General features: G+C 61.9%; 11 protein-coding genes. 7 read left to right on the forward strand and 4 right to left on the reverse strand.

Annotation, left to right across the window (positions count from 1 at the left end; genetic code table 11):
- Positions 1-132: 132 nt before the first annotated feature.
- Positions 133-1476 carry an MATE family efflux transporter gene (locus AB4O35_RS09115; protein ID WP_065945523.1) on the reverse strand — a complete coding sequence of 448 codons (1344 nt, stop codon included), beginning with the start codon at positions 1474-1476 and terminating at the stop codon, positions 133-135.
- A 237-nt stretch (positions 1477-1713) separates the two neighbouring features.
- Between AB4O35_RS09115 and AB4O35_RS09120 the strand changes: the two genes are divergently transcribed.
- The gene (locus AB4O35_RS09120) at positions 1714-6612 is read left to right on the forward strand and encodes an alpha-2-macroglobulin family protein (protein WP_065945522.1); all 4899 of its coding nucleotides are present in this window, start codon (positions 1714-1716) and stop codon (positions 6610-6612) included.
- 52 nt (positions 6613-6664) lie between these two features.
- Here the strand turns inward: AB4O35_RS09120 and AB4O35_RS09125 are convergent, their stop codons facing one another.
- A complete protein-coding gene (locus AB4O35_RS09125) occupies positions 6665-6958 on the reverse strand; it encodes a hypothetical protein (protein WP_049710209.1) in 294 nt (97 codons plus the stop codon).
- Between the two features lie 141 nt (positions 6959-7099).
- Here AB4O35_RS09125 and pbpC point away from each other — a divergent pair, with 141 nt between their 5' ends.
- The 6 genes from pbpC (at position 7100) to AB4O35_RS09155 (ending at position 14030) form a co-directional block, all read left to right on the forward strand.
- The gene (gene pbpC / locus AB4O35_RS09130) at positions 7100-9412 is read left to right on the forward strand and encodes a peptidoglycan glycosyltransferase PbpC (protein WP_083207089.1); all 2313 of its coding nucleotides are present in this window, start codon (positions 7100-7102) and stop codon (positions 9410-9412) included.
- Positions 9413-9563: 151 nt separating this feature from the next.
- Complete coding sequence (locus AB4O35_RS09135; RefSeq protein ID WP_010567659.1) at positions 9564-9872, forward strand: MazG-like family protein; 309 nt, start codon at positions 9564-9566, stop codon at positions 9870-9872.
- Positions 9865-10614: a methyltransferase domain-containing protein gene (locus tag AB4O35_RS09140; protein ID WP_065879939.1), complete on the forward strand. Its 750-nt coding sequence runs from the start codon at positions 9865-9867 to the stop codon at positions 10612-10614. The genes AB4O35_RS09135 and AB4O35_RS09140 overlap by 8 nt, the downstream gene beginning before the upstream one ends.
- Positions 10615-10638: 24 nt before the next feature.
- Positions 10639-11241: a DUF4136 domain-containing protein gene (locus tag AB4O35_RS09145; protein ID WP_065879940.1), complete on the forward strand. Its 603-nt coding sequence runs from the start codon at positions 10639-10641 to the stop codon at positions 11239-11241.
- 45 nt (positions 11242-11286) lie between these two features.
- Complete coding sequence (locus tag AB4O35_RS09150; protein ID WP_065874277.1) at positions 11287-11844, forward strand: DUF4136 domain-containing protein; 558 nt, start codon at positions 11287-11289, stop codon at positions 11842-11844.
- Positions 11845-12074: 230 nt separating this feature from the next.
- Positions 12075-14030 carry a pilus assembly protein TadG-related protein gene (locus AB4O35_RS09155; protein WP_065879941.1) on the forward strand — a complete coding sequence of 652 codons (1956 nt, stop codon included), beginning with the start codon at positions 12075-12077 and terminating at the stop codon, positions 14028-14030.
- On the opposite strand, the gene AB4O35_RS09160 is transcribed toward AB4O35_RS09155, so the two are convergent.
- Both AB4O35_RS09160 and AB4O35_RS09165 read right to left on the reverse strand, forming a co-directional pair.
- Entirely contained in the window at positions 14027-16753 is a 2727-nt protein-coding gene (locus tag AB4O35_RS09160) for a PAS domain-containing sensor histidine kinase (RefSeq protein ID WP_065945521.1), read from the reverse strand. The genes AB4O35_RS09155 and AB4O35_RS09160 overlap by 4 nt on opposite strands.
- Positions 16750-17193: a TadE/TadG family type IV pilus assembly protein gene (locus tag AB4O35_RS09165; RefSeq protein ID WP_065874274.1), complete on the reverse strand. Its 444-nt coding sequence runs from the start codon at positions 17191-17193 to the stop codon at positions 16750-16752. Before AB4O35_RS09165 ends, AB4O35_RS09160 begins: the two co-directional genes overlap by 4 nt.
- Between the last annotated feature and the right edge of the window lie 38 nt (positions 17194-17231).

Below are 17231 nucleotides of genomic sequence, written 5' to 3' on the forward strand. Positions count from 1 at the left end.
CATCAGTCCCCTGTGGGAGCGGGCTTGCTCGCGAAAGCGGAGTGTCAGTCACCGAAAATGTTGACTGACCCACCGCTTTCGCGAGCAAGTCGAATCGTCGCACCGCCGCTCCCACATTTGGATCTCATTCCTTCAGTTGTTACCTAGCCAAAGCCCACGCCGGTTCAGGCGCCAGGCAATCGCCCAAAGGGTGAGACTGCGCACCGCCATAAACACCAGGAAGGTTATCCACAGCCCGTGGTTACCCAACCCTTGCAACGCCCAGGCAATGGGCAGCACCACGACTACTGTCAGCAGCATCCCATTGCGCATCTCCCGCGCGCGTGTCGCGCCGATAAACAAACCATCCAGCAAGTAACTCCACACCGCAATCAACGGCAATACCGCGAGGTAAGGCAGGTAGATGTCGGCGGTTTCGCGCACGCTGGGAATATCGGTCTGCATGGCGATAAACAAGTGGCCAGCGACGGTGAACAGCAGCGCGAAACCGACGCTGGCGATCAGCGACCAGCCGCCGGCCACTACCAGCGAACGGCGCAGCGCTGGGCGGTCATGGGCGCCGATGGCGTGGCCGCACAGGGCCTCGACGGCGTGAGCCAACCCATCCAGGGCGTGGGCGGTCAGCAACAGGCCGTTGAGCAGCAGCGCGTTGGCGGCCACGGTAGCGTCGCCCAGGCGGGCGCCTTGTACGGTGATCATGAAAAACACCGATTGCAGCGCGAGGCTGCGGATGAAGATGTCGCGGTTGACCGCCAATAGCGGGCGCCAGCTTTCCCACAGCTTCAGTGCCGCCCAGGCGATGTGACCGGGGTAGGCGCGCAGGGCTTTTTGCGTCAGCGCGAGGCCCAGCAGGGCGCCGGTCCATTCGGCAATGACCGAGGCGCGGGCGGAGCCGACCACCCCCCAATCCAGGCCCAGTACGAACCACAGGTTGAGGGCGATGTTGACCAGGTTGGTGGTCAGCAGAATCGCCAGCGGCGCGCGGGCGTTTTGTGTGCCGAGGAACCAGCCGACCAGCGCGTAGCTGGCCAGCGCGGCGGGCAGGCCGAAGAGGCGGGTGTGGAAGAAATCCTGCGTCAGTTGATTGAGCTCGGGGGAGGGCTGCATCCACTCCAGCGCCAGATGGCTCAGCGGGATGCCCACGGTGCCGAGCAGCATCGCCAGGCCCAGTGCCAACAGCAAACCTTGCAGCAGGATTTGCCGCAGCGCTGCCCCATCATTGCGCCCGGCAGCTTGGGCGGCGAAACCGGTGGAGCCCATGCGCAGGAAACCCATGGCCCAGGCGAGGAAGGTATACAGGCTGGCGCCGACGGCTACGGCACCCAGTTGGTGGGCGTGGGGCAGGTGGCCGATGACCATGCTGTCGACCAGCGCTACGAGCGGCACCGAGATGTTCGACAGGATCATCGGCGCAGCCAGGGCCCAGACGCGGCGGTGGGTGGGGCGGTGGCGCCAGTCGGTGAGCAGGGTGGTCATGAGGGCTCCTTTGGGGAGGGGTATTGTAACTGTCCCTCCATGACACCGCGGAACCAATGTGGGAGCTGGCAAGCCAGCTCCCACATTTAGATCTCTGTTGTTTGTGGGATTTGGCTTGGTCTGGAAGGCCCTTAGAGCCAAACCATCCTCCCGTCGGTCAATGTGACCAGCACCTCATCGGCCCCACTCGGGCTGATATATAGTGAGTCCTTCGGTCCCTCCCACTACGAGTGCCTCATGCTTAACAAAGGATTGTTCCTGGCCTGCGCGCTGGCCCTGCTGAGCGCCTGCGATTCTTCCGATAAACCGACTGCCCCGACCGCGCCTGCGGCGGCAACGGTTGTACCCAAGCCGGCTAAAGCGGCGGTGGATGTGGCGGCGCTGAAGCAACGCTACGCCGGGCGTGAGTTGAGCGTGGTGGACGTGTCTGAAGTGCAGCTCGATGGGGCCAGTACCTTGTCGGTGAGCTTTTCCATTCCGCTGGACCCCGATCAGAAATTCGCTGACAAATTGCACTTGGTGGACAGCAAGTCCGGCAAGGTCGATGGCGCCTGGGAAATCTCCGACAACCTCATGGAGCTGCGCCTTCGCCACCTGGAGCCACAGCGCAAACTGGTGCTCACGGTGGATGCCGGGGTGAAGGCGGTCAACGACAAAACGCTCGCCGCCGAGTACATCGCCCGTCTGGAAACCCGCGACCTGCAAGCCACTGTCGGCTTCGCCAGCCGTGGCACCTTGTTGCCGACGCGCCTGGCAGAAGGCCTGCCGGTGATTGCGCTGAACGTCGACAAGATCGACGTCGAGTTCTTCCGCATCAAGCCCGAGTCCTTGCCGTCATTCCTGGCGCAGTGGGGGCGTAATACCAGCCTGCAAAGTTATGAGTCCCGCGAACTGCTGCCGCTGGCCGACCTGGTCTACGGTGGCCGTTTCGACTTGAACCCGGCGCGCAACACTCGCGAAACCCTTTTACTGCCGATCGCCGGCCTCAAGCAACTGCAGCAGCCGGGCGTGTACCTGGCGGTGATGCGTGCGTCGGGCACCTACAACTATTCGCAACCGGCCACGCTGTTCACCTTGAGTGACATTGGCCTGTCGGTGCACCGCTACGCCAACCGATTGGATGTGTTTACCCAGGCGCTGGAAGGCGGCAAGGCACTGGATGGGGTTGACCTTGAAGTACTCGACGCCGAGGGCCGTGTGTTGGGCCAGGGCAAGACCGAGAAGGGCGGCCACGCTGAATTGCCGCTGCCGAAAAAGGCCCAGGTGCTCCTGGCCAAGCAGGGTGAACAGACCAGTCTGTTGCGCCTCGACAGCGCTGCACTGGACCTGGCCGAATTCGACATTGGCGGCCAGCCTTCCCACCCCTTGCAGTTCTTTGTGTTCGGCCCGCGTGATCTGTATCGCCCCGGTGAAACGGTACTGCTCAATGCACTGTTGCGGGACAAGGACGGCAATGTCGTCAAACCGCAGCCGGTGAGCGTCGAAGTGCGTCGCCCGGACGAGCAGGTGAGCCGCAAATTCGTCTGGGATGCGGATGCCTCCGGTCTTTATCAATACCAGCTGCAACTGGCCGGCGAAGCGCCGACTGGGCGCTGGCAGCTGGTATTCGACCTGGGCGATGGCAAACCGCAGTTGTATGAGTTCCTCGTTGAAGACTTCTTGCCCGAGCGCCTGGCGCTGGAACTCAAGGGCAGCGACACCGCGCTGAGCCCCGCGGACAACCCGGTCATTCAGGTTAACGGCCGTTACCTGTACGGTGCGCCAGCATCGGGCAACCGCGTCAGTGGTCAGGTTTATGTGCGCCCGTTGCGCGAAGCGGTCAAGTCATTGCCGGGCTACCAGTTCGGCTCTGTTACCGAAGAAGAGTTGAGCCAGGATTTCGAACTGGATGAAAGCGTGCTCGACGCCAAGGGCCAGGAAGCGCTGACCCTGGAAAGCAAGTGGGCCGACGCGAAGTCGCCGTTGCAATTGATCGTGCAAGCCAGCCTGCAAGAGTCCGGCGGGCGCCCGATCACGCGGCGTCTGGTGCAGCCGATCTGGCCCGCCGAGCAGCTTCCGGGCCTGCGTGGGTTGTTTGACGGCACCGAAACCAATGGCGATGGCCCGGCGGAATTTGAAGTACTGCTGGCCAATCAGGATGGGCAGAAACTCGCCGCGCAAAACCTCAAGGTACGCCTGGTGCGCGAGCGCCGTGACTACTACTGGAACTACTCCGAGAACGATGGCTGGAGCTATCACTTCAACGAGAAATTCCTCAACCTTGACGAGCAGACCCTGACTATCAAGGCTGGCGACACCGCCAAGGTCAGCTTCCAGGTGGAGTGGGGCCCGTACCGCGTCGAGGTCGAAGACCCGCAGACGGGGTTGGTCAGCAGCTTGCGCTTCTGGGCCGGCTACCAGGCCCAGGACAATACCGAAGGCGGTGCTGTGCGCCCCGATCAGGTCAAGCTGGCGCTGGACAAACCCGCGTATGGCGATGGTGACACCGCCAATGTCACCGTCACGCCACCGGCAGCCGGTAAAGGCTACCTGCTGGTGGAGTCCGCCGAAGGGCCGCTGTGGTGGCAGGAAATCGACGTGCCTGCCGAGGGCAAAAGCTTCGCCGTGAAGCTCGACCCGAAATGGTCGCGGCATGACTTGTACGTGAGTGCCCTGGTGATTCGCCCAGGCGAGCGTAAAGCCAATATCACCCCCAAACGTGCAGTGGGCCTGCTGCACCTGCCGCTGGATCGCACCCAGCGCAAACTGGGCGTGACCCTCACTGCGCCGGAAAAAATGCGCCCCAAACAACCGCTGGCGGTGAAGATCTCGGCTAAAAATGCCGATGGCAGCGTGCCGAAACAGGTGCACGTACTGGTGGCGGCGGTGGACGTGGGCATCCTCAACATCACCGAATACCCGACGCCGGACCCGTATTCCAGCCTGTTCGGCCGCAAGGCGTATGGCGTGGACCAGTTCGATATCTACGGCCAGTTGATCGAGGCCGGCCAGGGTCGCCTGGCCAGCCTGGCGTTTGGTGGTGATGCGGCGCTGGCCAAGGGCGGCAAACGCCCGGATACCAGTGTGACCATCGTCGCCCTGCAAAGCGCGCCGGTGACGTTGAATGAGCAGGGCGAAGGCGAAGTCAGCGTCAATATTCCCGACTTCAACGGCGAACTGCGCCTGATGGCCCAGGCCTGGAGCGATGACCGCTACGGCATGGCTGAAGCCAAGACGGTCATTGCTGCACCGCTGATTGCCGAACTGTCGGCGCCACGCTTCCTGGCCGGTGGTGACCAGACAACGTTAGCGCTGGACCTGTCCAACCTGTCGGGCAAGGCGCAGAAGCTTGATGTGCAACTGACTGCCGAGGGGCAGTTGGAATTGGTCAACAGCGGCGCGCAAACCGTCGAGCTGACACAAGGCCAACGCACCACCTTGCGCATCCCCGTAAAAGCCTGGGGCGGGTTGGGGCAGGGCAAGGTCAAGGTGACCGTGAATGGGCTGGACTTGCCAGGTGAGCACCTGCCGCCGTTCACCCGTGAATGGACCTTGGGCGTGCGGCCGGCGTATCCGGCACTGCTCAAACATTATCGCGCGGTTCTCAAGGATCAGCCGTGGAGCCTGCCACCGGGTACCCTGGATCAATTCGATACCTCGGGGCGCCAGGCCCTGCTGAGCCTGTCGAGCCGGCCGCCGTTGAACCTCGGTGCGCAGATCAGTGCACTCAAGGCTTACCCTTACGGTTGCCTGGAACAGACCGCGAGTGGCCTGTACCCGTCGTTGTATGCCGACGATGCCTTGCTCAAACGCCTGTCCATCAAGGGCGAATCGGACAGCGAGCGCAAACGCAAGATCGAGCTGGGCATTGAGCGTTTGCTGGGTATGCAGCGCTACAACGGCAGCTTTGGTTTGTGGGGCGCGGATGGTGAAGAAGAATATTGGCTGACGGCCTATGTCACCGACTTCCTGTTGCGCGCCCGAGATCAGGGTTTTGCGGTACCACCTGAAGCCTTGAAAAAGGCCAGCGAGCGCCTGCTGCGTTATGTGCAGGAGCGCAACCTGATCGATGTCGACTACAGCGATAACGCCGATCACACGCGCTTTGCCGTGCAGGCCTACGCCGGCATGGTCTTGGCGCGCAGTCAGCAGGCACCGTTGGGCGCGTTGCGCAGCATCTTTGAACGACGCAGCGACGCCCGCTCCGGGTTGCCGCTGGTGCAGTTGGCTATCGCGTTGCAGAAGATGGGCGACCAACCGCGTGCCGATCAAGCCTTGCTGGCCGGGTTGGCGGCGCAGCGCAATGCCAATGAATGGCTGGCCGATTACGGCAGCCCGCTGCGCGACCAGGCAATGATCCTGGCGTTGCTGGAAGAAAATGATTTGGCCAAGGGCAAGCGTGAGGAGCGCTTGTTTACGCTGTCGGATCAACTGGCGGCCAGTCCGTATCTGTCGACCCAGGAGCGTAATTCGTTGTTCCTGGCGGGGCGCCTCGGTTTCGCCAAGCCGGATTCGAACTGGCAGGTGTCGCTGACCGGCAGTGGCGGTGTGCAAGAGTTGAATAATCAGCAATCGACGCTGGCGCTGGAAGGCAAGCTGCTTTCCAGTGATTTGACCTTGAGCAATCAGGGCGAAACGCCGGTGTATCAGCAACTGACGATCTCGGGTTATCCACAGCTGCCACCGGCTGCCGGCGGCGACAACCTGAGCATTCGCCGTGAGTACCTGGGCATGAATGGCCAGCCGTTGAATCTTCGTAGCCTCAACAGTGGGGATCTGGTGCTGGTGCATCTGGCGGTCGGTGCCAAGCAACGTGTGCCGGATGCCTTGGTGGTGGATTTGCTGCCCGCTGGCCTGGAGCTTGAAAACCAGAACCTGGCGCAGAGTGCTGCCAGCCTGGAGAACGCCAGCAGCCAAGTGAAGGAGTGGCGTGAGTCGATGCAGAACGCGTCGCTCAAGCATCAGGAGTTCAGGGATGATCGGTATGTGGCGGCGATTAATCTGGAGGGGTCTGGCACCACGCACCTGCTGTATCTGGCGCGGGCGGTGACACCGGGGACTTATCGCGTACCACCGCCGCAGGTGGAGTCGATGTACCGGCCGAATTGGCAGGCGGTGGGGGAGACGCCGGCGGATTTGGTGATCAAGGGGCGCTGATAACCTAACTGGCAGGACTGGCTCCCACAGGGGGGTTGAGGTGTTTGTAGGGTTAGTGGACGACCCAGCTCAGGAGCCATAGGCCGAGCAGTAGCCAGATGATGCCCATGATGACCGAGGCGCGCATGAAGGCGCGTACGGCGGAATACAGGAACAGCAGGCCGATGATCAGGGTGATGATGCTGATGATCGAGGTGTCCATGCCCAAGGTGCGGGACAGGCCTTCGACGAAGTTGCCGCCGGCGTTGGTCAGGGCACCGAACAGGCCGCTGAGGCCGTCGACGATAAAGCGGATGATGGAACCGAGCGCCTGGCCCAGCCATTCGAAAAAGCTTTCTACCTGCATGTGTGTGTCCTGATGAAGAGGTGGGCGTATCTGTGTCTTTGGTTGTTATTGCGAGAGGCTAGTTCCCTACAAGCATAGAGGTTTGCTCGGTTGAATTTGCGATTAAGTTGCGTCATTTGCGGGTGTACGCTCCCACATTTACTGCGCTGGGCTTTGGGGGCAGTGGTGTTGGTGGTGGTGTTGTTGTGGGGGGCGGATCGGGTTTGGCCGTTGCCGTTGCCCCAGGATGATTTGGCGCGGGTGGTGTTGGCTGAGGATGGCACGCCGTTATGGCGGTTTGCCGATGCGAATGGGGTGTGGCGCTATCCCGTGCAAACCAGCGAAGTGTCGCCGTATTACCTGGATGCGTTGCTCTCCTATGAAGACCGTTGGTTCTATCAGCATCCTGGCGTAAACCCGCTGGCGCTGGTACGGGCGACTTGGCAGAACCTGACCGGGGCGCGTGTGGTGTCGGGGGGCAGTACGTTGTCGATGCAGGTGGCGCGGTTGTTGGATCCGCATTCGCGCACCTTCCACGGCAAGTTGCGCCAGTTGTGGCGCACGGCGCAGTTGGAATGGCACCTGTCCAAGGAGGAAATCCTCAACCTCTACCTGAATCGCGCACCGTTTGGCGGAACATTGCAGGGCGTGGCGGCGGCCAGTTGGGCGTATCTGGGCAAGTCTCCATCACAATTGACCCATGCCGAAGCCGCCTTGCTCGCGGTTTTGCCCCAGGCGCCCAGCCGATTGCGCCCGGACCGTCACCCGCAGCGTGCCCAGGAAGCGCGCGACAAAGTGCTGCGTCGTCTTGGCGAGTTCAAGGTGTGGCCGCAAGCCGCCGTCGATGAAGCCCTGCAGGAACCGCTGCTGCTCGCCCCGCGCCTGGAGCCGAGCTTGGCGCCCCTGCTCGCGCGCCGCCTGAACCGCCCCGACAGCCCGCCGCTGATCCGCACCACCCTGGATGCCACCCTGCAACGCCGCCTCGAAGACCTGCTGTTGGGTTGGCGTGCACGCTTGCCGGAGCACACCTCCGCCGCGATCCTGGTGGTGGAGGAAGAAACCATGGCGGTACGCGCCTACCTCGGCTCGGTGGACATCAATGATGCCAAGCGTTTTGGCCATGTGGACATGATCAGCGCACTGCGTTCGCCGGGCTCCACCTTGAAACCCTTTCTCTACGGCATGGCCCTTGATGACGGGCTGATTCATTCTGAGTCCCTGCTGCAGGACGTGCCGCGGCGTTACGGGGATTACCGGCCGGGCAACTTCTCCATGGGTTTTACCGGCGCAGTGCCGGCGAGTACGGCGCTGTCCAGTTCGCTCAACCTGCCGGCGGTACAGTTGCTGGAAGCCTATGGGCCGAAGCGGTTCGCCGCCGAGATGCGTATCGGGGGGGTGCCTTTGGCGTTGCCGGCGTTGGCCGAGCCGAACCTGGCCTTGATCCTGGGCGGCGCAGGCAGCCGTCTGGAAGATCTGGTGAGCGGCTATAGCGCCTTCGCCCGTGACGGCAGGAGTGCAACTATTCGATTACAGCCGGACGATGCGCTTAGGGAGCGGCCATTACTGTCGCCAGGGTCCGCCTGGATTGTGCGGCGCATACTCAGCGGCCAGGCGCGTCCCGACCGCGACCCGCGTGCCGAGCTGGTGCAACGCCCGGTCCTGGCCTGGAAGACCGGCACCAGCTACGGCTTTCGTGATGCCTGGGCGATTGGCGTGGGGCCGCGTTACTTGATCGGCGTGTGGATCGGCCGCCCGGACGGCACGCCGGTGCCGGGCCAGTTCGGGCTGGCCTCGGCGGCGCCGTTGATGTTGCAGGTGCACGACGTACTGAGCAACCGCGACAGCCAGCGCGGCATCAGCGCGCCGGTCAAACCGGTGCCCGCCAATGTCGGCGTGGCAGCGATCTGTTGGCCACTAGGCCAGCCCATGAGCCGCAGCGACCCCAATTGCCGCCGCCAGCGCTTCGCCTGGACGCTGGACAACACCACGCCGCCGACCTTGCAGGCACTGGACCAACCGTTGAGCGTGGGCCTGATGGAAAGCGTATGGGTCAATGCCAAAGGCTTGCGGGTCGACGCCCATTGCCCGGGTGCGGAGCCGAAAAACATCGCCCTGTGGCCTGCGCCCCTGGAACCCTGGCTGCCAAGGGCCGAACGCCGCGAAGCACGCATCCCGCCCGCTGACGCCGATTGCCCGCCACCGGCGCTGGCCGCGTCTTCACCGCTGTCGATCGTTGGCGTACGCGAGGGCGACCAACTGCGCCTGCCCGCCGCCAGCCAGCAAACCTTGCGCCTGAAAATCTCCGCCCTCGGCGGCAGTGGCCGGCGCTGGTGGTTCCTCAACGGCGCGCCACTGGGCGACAGCGCCAACCAGGACTTCATCAACGCCAGCTTCGAACACCTGGGCCGCTACCAACTCAGCGTCCTCGACGAAGCCGGCCAAACCGCCCGCCTGGAATTCAGCGTCATCGACTAGAGCCTTATCGCAGGCAAGCCTACATTTTGATTTGCAAACCCATTCCAATGTGGGAGCTGGCTTGCCTGCGAAGGCGTCCTCAAGCACACCAGAGATTCACTTGCCTTAACCGCCAATCCCCCCGAAGCTACCCACCTTCAGGAGCCCCCGCATGAACCTCGAACACCTCACCGAACGCCTGCACCGCATTCGCGATACAAATAATTGGAAACAATTCCACAGCCCAAAAAACCTGGCCATGGCCGCCAGCGTAGAAATGGCCGAGCTAGTGGAAATCTTCCAATGGCTGAGCGAAGACCAATCGCGCCAGCTCCCGGCTGAGAAACTCGCCCACGCCGGCCAGGAAGTCGGCGATATCGTGTTGTACCTGCTGTTGCTGTGCAGCGAACTGGGCCTGGACATGAACGAGGTGGTGCGCGCCAAATTGGCCGACAGCGAACGGCGGTTTGCCCATGAGTGATCGTCATTTCGACCAACTGGCCACGCGCTTTGCCGAAAAAATCTACGGCGGTGCCAAAGGCGCGATTCGCCTGGCGGTGCTTCAGGCTGACCTCACCGAAGCCCTGCCCAAACGCCCCTTGCGAGTCCTGGATATCGGCGCGGGCCTGGGCCACATGTCGCTGTGGCTGGCCGAGCAAGGTCATCAGGTTACCTTGGCGGAACCTGCTGAACCGATGCTCGACGGCGCCCGCCAACGTTTTGCCGACGCCGGGCAGACCGGGACCTTTATCCATGCGCCCTGGCAAGACCTGCTCGGCCAACTCACCGAACCCTACGACCTGGTGCTGTGCCACGCCGTGCTGGAATGGCTGGCCGAACCTCATGCGATCCTGCCGATGCTGCACCAGCTCACGGTGCCTGGCGGCTGGTTGTCGTTGGCGTTCTACAACCGCGATGCGCTGATTTACCGCAACCTGCTTAAAGGCCACTTCCGCAAAATGCGCAAGAACGACATGGCCGGCGAAAAGCAGAGTCTCACCCCGCAGCAGCCGCTCGATCCACGTGAGTTGGCGGCGCAACTCGAAGGCCTTTGGCAGGTCGAAAGCCAAAGTGGCGTTCGCGTATTCCATGACTATATGCCGGTGGAATTCCAGGCCCGCGCGGATTTGCAGGACCTTTTGGAGATGGAACTCGCTCACCGTCGTCACCCAAGCTTTGCCGGACTTGGGCGTTATTTGCACTGGGTCTGCCGTCCGGTTTAAACGGCCCAGTCTGCGGAGGTCGAAATGCGTCGTCTCTGTTTGATCCTGTTACCTCTCGGCTTGGGGGCGTGTTCGAGCCCCAACCCTTATGTCTCCGCTTCGGCGCCGATTCCACCGGCGCCGCCGCAGGCAGCCAATACCTTTGATGCCAGCGCCTATCCCGCGCCCGTGCGCGACTACGGCGCCTACCGTAACTGGGCGTGGCGCAATGGCCAGCTCCCGGCGGGCACGGCCTGGGCGGATTCGGCGCAAATTGCCGAAGCGGTCAGCGGCGCGCTTGACCAGCGCGGCCTGCGTCCCTTGCACGACAACCGCCCGGCAGACCTGCTGGTGAGCGCCGATGTGCGTCAGGAGAAGCGCCTCAAGCAAGTCCAGGATGACTATGGCTACGGTTACGGCGGCTACAACCGCTATGGCAATGGCTACGGCATGTACAACTCGGTGCCGATCGTACGCACCTATGAAGTCCAGGTCGTGGTGGTGCGCGTCAATCTATTCGATGCCCGCACGGGCCAGCCGGTGTGGAGTGCCAGCGCGGAAACCAGCAGCCAGGGCAGCCTCAGTGAACGGGGAGATGCCTTGCGCCAGGCGGTGCAAAAGGCAATGACGGCGTATCCTCCGAGTTAACAGCTATTCTCATCTTGAGCGCGGGTCGCTTTTTGGAGAAAAACCATGTTTTGTCGTATCGCTTTGCTCGCAGTTGTCATGTTGCTGGGCGGTTGCCAGACCAGCCAGGTCAACCACGATTTTGATGCCAGCCGGGACTTCGGCGCCTACCGCAGTTGGGCCTGGAAAGACCCGGCCCTGCAATATCGCCCGGATGACCCACGTATCAAGAGCGACCTCACCGAACAACGCATCCGTCAGGCAGTGGGCGAACAACTCGACCAACGCGGCCTGCGCCCCGCGGCACCGGGCAGCAAGGCCGACTTGAGTGTACAGGCCTACCTGATCGTCGAAGACCGCCAGCAACAAGTCACCACCAATTATGGTGGTGCATGGGGCGGCCCATGGAACGGCTATTGGGGCGCGCCGATGTACAACGAAACCCGCAACATCACCTACAAAGTCGCCACCCTCCAGATCGACCTGCTTGACGGCAAAGACGGCAAACTGGTCTGGCGCGGCAGCGACGAACAAATGATGGCCAGCTCGCCCAACCCGCAGGACCGCAACAACGCCATCCGCACCACGATCACCCGAATCCTCTCCAGCTACCCACCCCACTAAAACCCAGCACAGATTCAGTGTGGGAAATCCAGTGTGGGAGCGGGCTTGCTCGCGAATGCAGTGTGTCAGTCACACATGTACCGATTGACCCACCGCATTCGCGAGCAAGCCCGCTCCCACATTGGAACTCGGTCAGCCAATAAGTCTCTGTCAATCATTCATCTGGCGACTGGCCAGCCCTTGTCTACACTCAAAACCAACTAAGGAGAGTAAGCGCTAAGGAGTGCCTGATGTCTCCCCGACTTGGTTCCCGTCAGCGTGGTGCGATTGGCCTGATGGCTGCGGGCACCCTCGCAGTGGCCCTGGTGTTCATGCTGCTCGCGGTAGACAGCGGCCGCCTCCACCTGGAAAAGCGCAAATTGCAATCCATCGCCGACACCTCGGCCCTGGAAGCCGCCGGCCGTGGCGGCCTGTGCACGCCCACCACCACCGCCAACGACTACGCCAAGGAAAACGCCACGCGCAACGGCTTCACCGTGGTCGCCGGTGACAACAGCCGTGGCCTGGCCGTGACCTGCGGAACGTTGACCACCAATGCCAGCAATATCCGTGTATTCACCGCAGACGCCACCAAAAACGATGCCGTGCGAGTGGTGGCCACGCGCAGCGTGATGACCAGCATTGCCGGCGGGATCTGGAGCATGTTCAGCGGCGGGCCAACATCCACGCAGATGATCCTGAGTGCCACTGCCGTGGCTGCGTATGCGCCGCCGGTGGCGCAGTTGACGATTCGCAGCGGCCTAGGAACGGTCGACGCCAGCAAATCTCCTCTATTGAACATGCTCATCGGCAATCTGTTGGGCGGCAACCTGTCCCTGACGGCTGCGGGCTGGAACGGCTTGCTGACGACGAACGTGAACCTACTCAGCTACTTGGATCAGCTGGCGATTCAATTGAATGTCAAGGCAGGTGACTACGATGCGTTGCTCAACACCGCTGCATCCGCCAGCCAGTTGATCGACGCCGCGGTAAAGGTGCTGCAAAAAAATGGCTCGGTGGCCACGGCGATCATTAACGACGTGATTTCAGTGAAAGCAATCGCGCCCAACACACAACTGTTGAAGGTCGGAGACCTGCTGAAGGTCGCTACTGGAACACCGGCCGCAGCCTTGAATACCAGCGTGCAGGTGTTTCAACTCCTACAGACCGTGGCGCAGCTTTCCAGTAGCAAGAGTGCGGTGAGTGCTGCAACTCAGTTGAATATTCCCTTGATAGGAAACGTTTCGGTCCAAACCAAAGTGATCGTACCTCCCCAGCTGTCGGCTATTGGTAACCCTGCAAAGGCCAAAGCGGGCTTGTTGAAGACCCCTCCGACAGATCAGATTTTTGTGCGTACGGCGCAAGTCCGCACGTTGGTGTCTATTCAACTTCCTGTGCTCAACGGACTGAGTCAGTTGACGTCTGCGGTTTCAGCGTTGACGACCCCGGTAACAGGAGTGGTCAATAACCTGTTGCACCTGAATCTTGTGGGCATGCTGGATCCGCTTCTGTGTCTAGTGTTGAAACCGTGTGACCGTACGGATGTGCAATTGCTTAGCGGCCTGGATATCAACATCGAAATGGCCAGTGCAAATGCCTATGTCACTGACTTTAGTTGCGCGAGCAATGCAACGAAGTCACTGACCGTTCAGGCGAGTACAGCGCTGGCGGACGTGTCAGTCGGAAAGGTTGACCCGGTGCAGGCATTCTCCTCGGCAGCGGCTGCCACTGTTCAGCCCGTCGCTCTAGTGGATATTGGTGTACAGACGTGCGCAGGGATTTTTGGATGTGCCCCACGTAAAGCCGGTTTGGGGGGCAGTTTATTGCTATCGGTTGTACACGCGACGGTTGGAGGCAGTACTCAGAAGCTTACGTTTTCACCGGTCAATGAAATGAACCTGACACCCACCTATCAACCCGTTGTTCCTGCTTCAGATGTAGTTAAAAGCTTGGTCAATACGCTGGGCGGGATTCAGGTGATATACGTTCCCCCTCCTGGGAATCCAACGAGCGGCCCATTGTCTAGTGTCTCGGGTTTGCTCGCGACCATCACCAACACATTGATCACTGCTGTCAAAGACGTCTTGTCGCCGGTGCTGGACCCGATCGTGAACGGGTTGCTCAGTGCACTAGGCATCACTGCTGGCAACGCCGAAGTCGGCGCCAACCTCAGTTGCCATATGGGCCGCGCCTACTTGGTGATCTAACTGATCGGCAATTCCACACAAAACCGCGCACCGTGCTCCCCATTGGCAACGCTCAACCGTCCGCCCATGTTTTCCACAATCCCGTAGCTCACCGACAACCCCAACCCCGTGCCCACGCCAATCGGCTTGGTGGTAAAGAACGGCTCGAAAATCCGCTCCAGCAACCGAGGGTCAATGCCACCAGCGTTGTCTTCCACCCAGATCCGCAAATGCCGACTGTCGTGCTCGCAATGCACTGCGATCCAGGGGCGGAACGCCGGGTCCTTTTCCTGTTTGCTCAACAGCGCATCGCGGGCATTTACCACCAGGTTGATCAGCACCTGCTCAAGCTGGTCGACGTAACCTTTGACCTGCATCGCAGCGTCCGCTGGCGTGACGCGCACCTCCACACCTTTGCCGCGCAAGCCTTCACCGAGCAGTGACAGCGTGCCTTCCACCGCCTGTGACGGGTCGAAGGGCTGTTGTTCGATTTCCGAGCGGCGGCCAAACACGCGCATATGGTCCACCACCCGCGCCGCGCGCTGCACCTGGGTGTCGATGCGCTGGAGCTTGTCAGTGAGGTAGTCGATTTGCGCATCGCCAGTGCGCAGGCGCTTGAGCACATTAACGATCGCCATGCGCATCACGTTCAGCGGCTGGTTGATCTCATGGGCCAGGCCCGTGGCCATTTCGCCAAGGGTGGCCATCTTTGCGCTCTGGGTCAGTTGCTGCTGGGAGCGGCGCACTTCGGTGTTGTCGCGGCCCACCGCTTGCACTTCCACCAGCGTGCCCTGTTCATCGAACACGCCACGGTCTGACCATACCCACCAGGCGTGTTCGCGGCCGGGCAATTCCAGGCTGATTTCGGCGGTGCTGACCGGAAATTCCGCGCTTAATTGGCCGATACGTTGCACAAAGGCCTGGCGCTGTTCTTCCGACAGCCAGTGCCCCAGGTTCTGCCCCGGCAGCTGTGCGGGCAAGCATTCCAGGTAATTGGCCAGCGGCGTGTTGCCAAAGGTCAGGGTCAGGTCCGGGCGGTAGCGGCAGATCATTGCCGGGGAGTCTTCGACGAGGATGCGATAGCGCTCTTCGCTTTGTTTGATCTGCTCGGCAGCCTGGGTTGTCTCGGTGACGTCCAGCCACAGCCCGACGGCTTCCAGCGGCAATCCTAGGTCATCGCGCAGTAATTTGGCTTCATCGAGCAGCCAATGGTATTGGCCTTGTTTGTCGCGCAGGCGGTAGCGGCTGCGCACTGCGCCTTCGCGCAACAGTTGGCGGGTGCGTTCGAAGTACAGGTCACGGTCTTCGGGGTGAATCAGCGACGCCAGGCTGTCGTGGTTACACTCGGCCAACGTCCAGCCCAGCAGCGGCAGCAGGCTATCGCTGAAGAACGCCGGGTGCAGGGCGCCGCTGACATAGCGCTGCACATAGATCACGGCCGGTGAACTGGCGATGAGGTTGTCCAGGCGCGCATGGGCGGCGGCGGCTTGCAGTTGTTGGTTCTTTATGTCGCTGATGTCGAGCATGAAGCCGACCCAGCGGCGGTCATCGCCCATGCCCAGCACCTGGCCCTGTACGCGGTACCAGAGGGGGTTGTGCTCGGCGTCGGTGCGTTGCAGGCGTACGCTGGTCAGCAGCGGTTTGCCCAGTGCCTGCAGATCGTGCAAGCGGCTGTTGAGTTCCTGGCGGTCGGCGGGGTGGATCAGCTCCAGCCACAGGCCCAGCGGTTGGTGGGTGGGGCCGTCCTCCGGGCTGAGGCTGTGCAGCAACTGCGGGGCGAGCTGGATTTCCTGGGTAGCCGGCAGCAGCTCCCACCAGCCGGTGCCGAGCAGGCCTTGCAGGGCTTCCATGCGGTCGAGCTGTTGATGATAGCGTTGCTCGCGCAAGCGGCTCAGCAAGGGGGCGGCGAGGGCGGCGGTGAGGTTCAGCCAGTCCTGTTCGCGGGCGTGTTGCTGGCCGTTGTAGAGGCCGCAGAGTAACCACGCGGCGATGCCCTGGCTGTCACGGTAGGGCACCAGGAATCCATCGGCATTGCCGAAAATGCTCTGCAGGCGTGGGTTGTCGCTACGCTCCTGGGCCAGGCTCAACGGCGTGTTGCCACTCACACTGTCGAGGCTGGTGCCCAGGTGTTGGCCGGTCCGCCACAAGGCGGGGGCATCGTGGGCGGCGTAGTGGCTGTAGATCCGCCAGTCCTGGTCTTCTTCATCGAGCAACGCCAGCGCGAGGCAGGGAATTCGCCAGCGCTGCGCCACGCTCCGCAGGTGCTCGTTGAACACCTCGGGCAGTCGGGCCAGGCTGCACACCCGCAACTGGCTGCTTATCTGGCAGGCCAGTTGATGATTCTGCTCACGGTGTTGGGCCAGTTGCGAGCCAGCCAGCAAGTCGCCGACGTCCAGCAGGCGCAGGCTCCAGCCGTCACCCTCGGCTTCGATCCAGCCGCGAGTGTGCAGGACCTGGCCGGTAGCACCCTGGAAGTCCAGGTCCAGGTTCTGGTGCTGCCAGTCTTCCGGACGGCCTTCAATGCTCAACGCGCTGGTGGCGCACAACAGGTCACGCAACAGTGGTCGGGTTTCGCCCACCTCATGCGACGCGAGCTGCGGCCGCAGAGTGCCGCTGATGCTCAATACGTGGCCCTGGGGATCCAGTTGCAGATGCAACCCTGGCGTGGGTACGGCGGGCGTGTCGAGCGGCGTGGCGCTGGTGCGGCCGAGCAGGCGCCCGAAGAGGTTATCCCCCGAGGTCAAAACTGCAGACTCGACATGGCCGTCAGGTTGGCCGGCAGATTTGGCACGGGGCCTATGCCCGGCACTACCAATGTCGGAAACACTGAATAGAGACGGCTGGTGGGGTATTTAATCGTCACAGTCAGCGTGGTGCCGTTGTAGGCGGCGGTGATTAAATCGTCGGTAAATTGGAAGCTGGGTGGAATCCAGTTCAACTGCTGGATCGCCGTGGTTTTGGCGCGATCAGTCACCTGCGTGCCATAAGCGGTGCCCGCGGCTACCGGGTCCACCGCCATGGCCTGGCGTACGGCCTCCGCTGCCGCCTGGTTGAACGACTGCATTAACAGCATTGGCAGGCTATAGCTGATCAATCCATAGAACACCGCAAAAAAGATCCCGAAGACCAGCGCGAACTCAATCGCCGCCGCACCTTTTTGCTTTCTAGGGAGGCTTGTTTTCATGACTGCGTCTACCCTGACGGCTACTACTTGATATCAGC

The organism is Pseudomonas sp. H1_A03 (assembly GCF_054685145.1).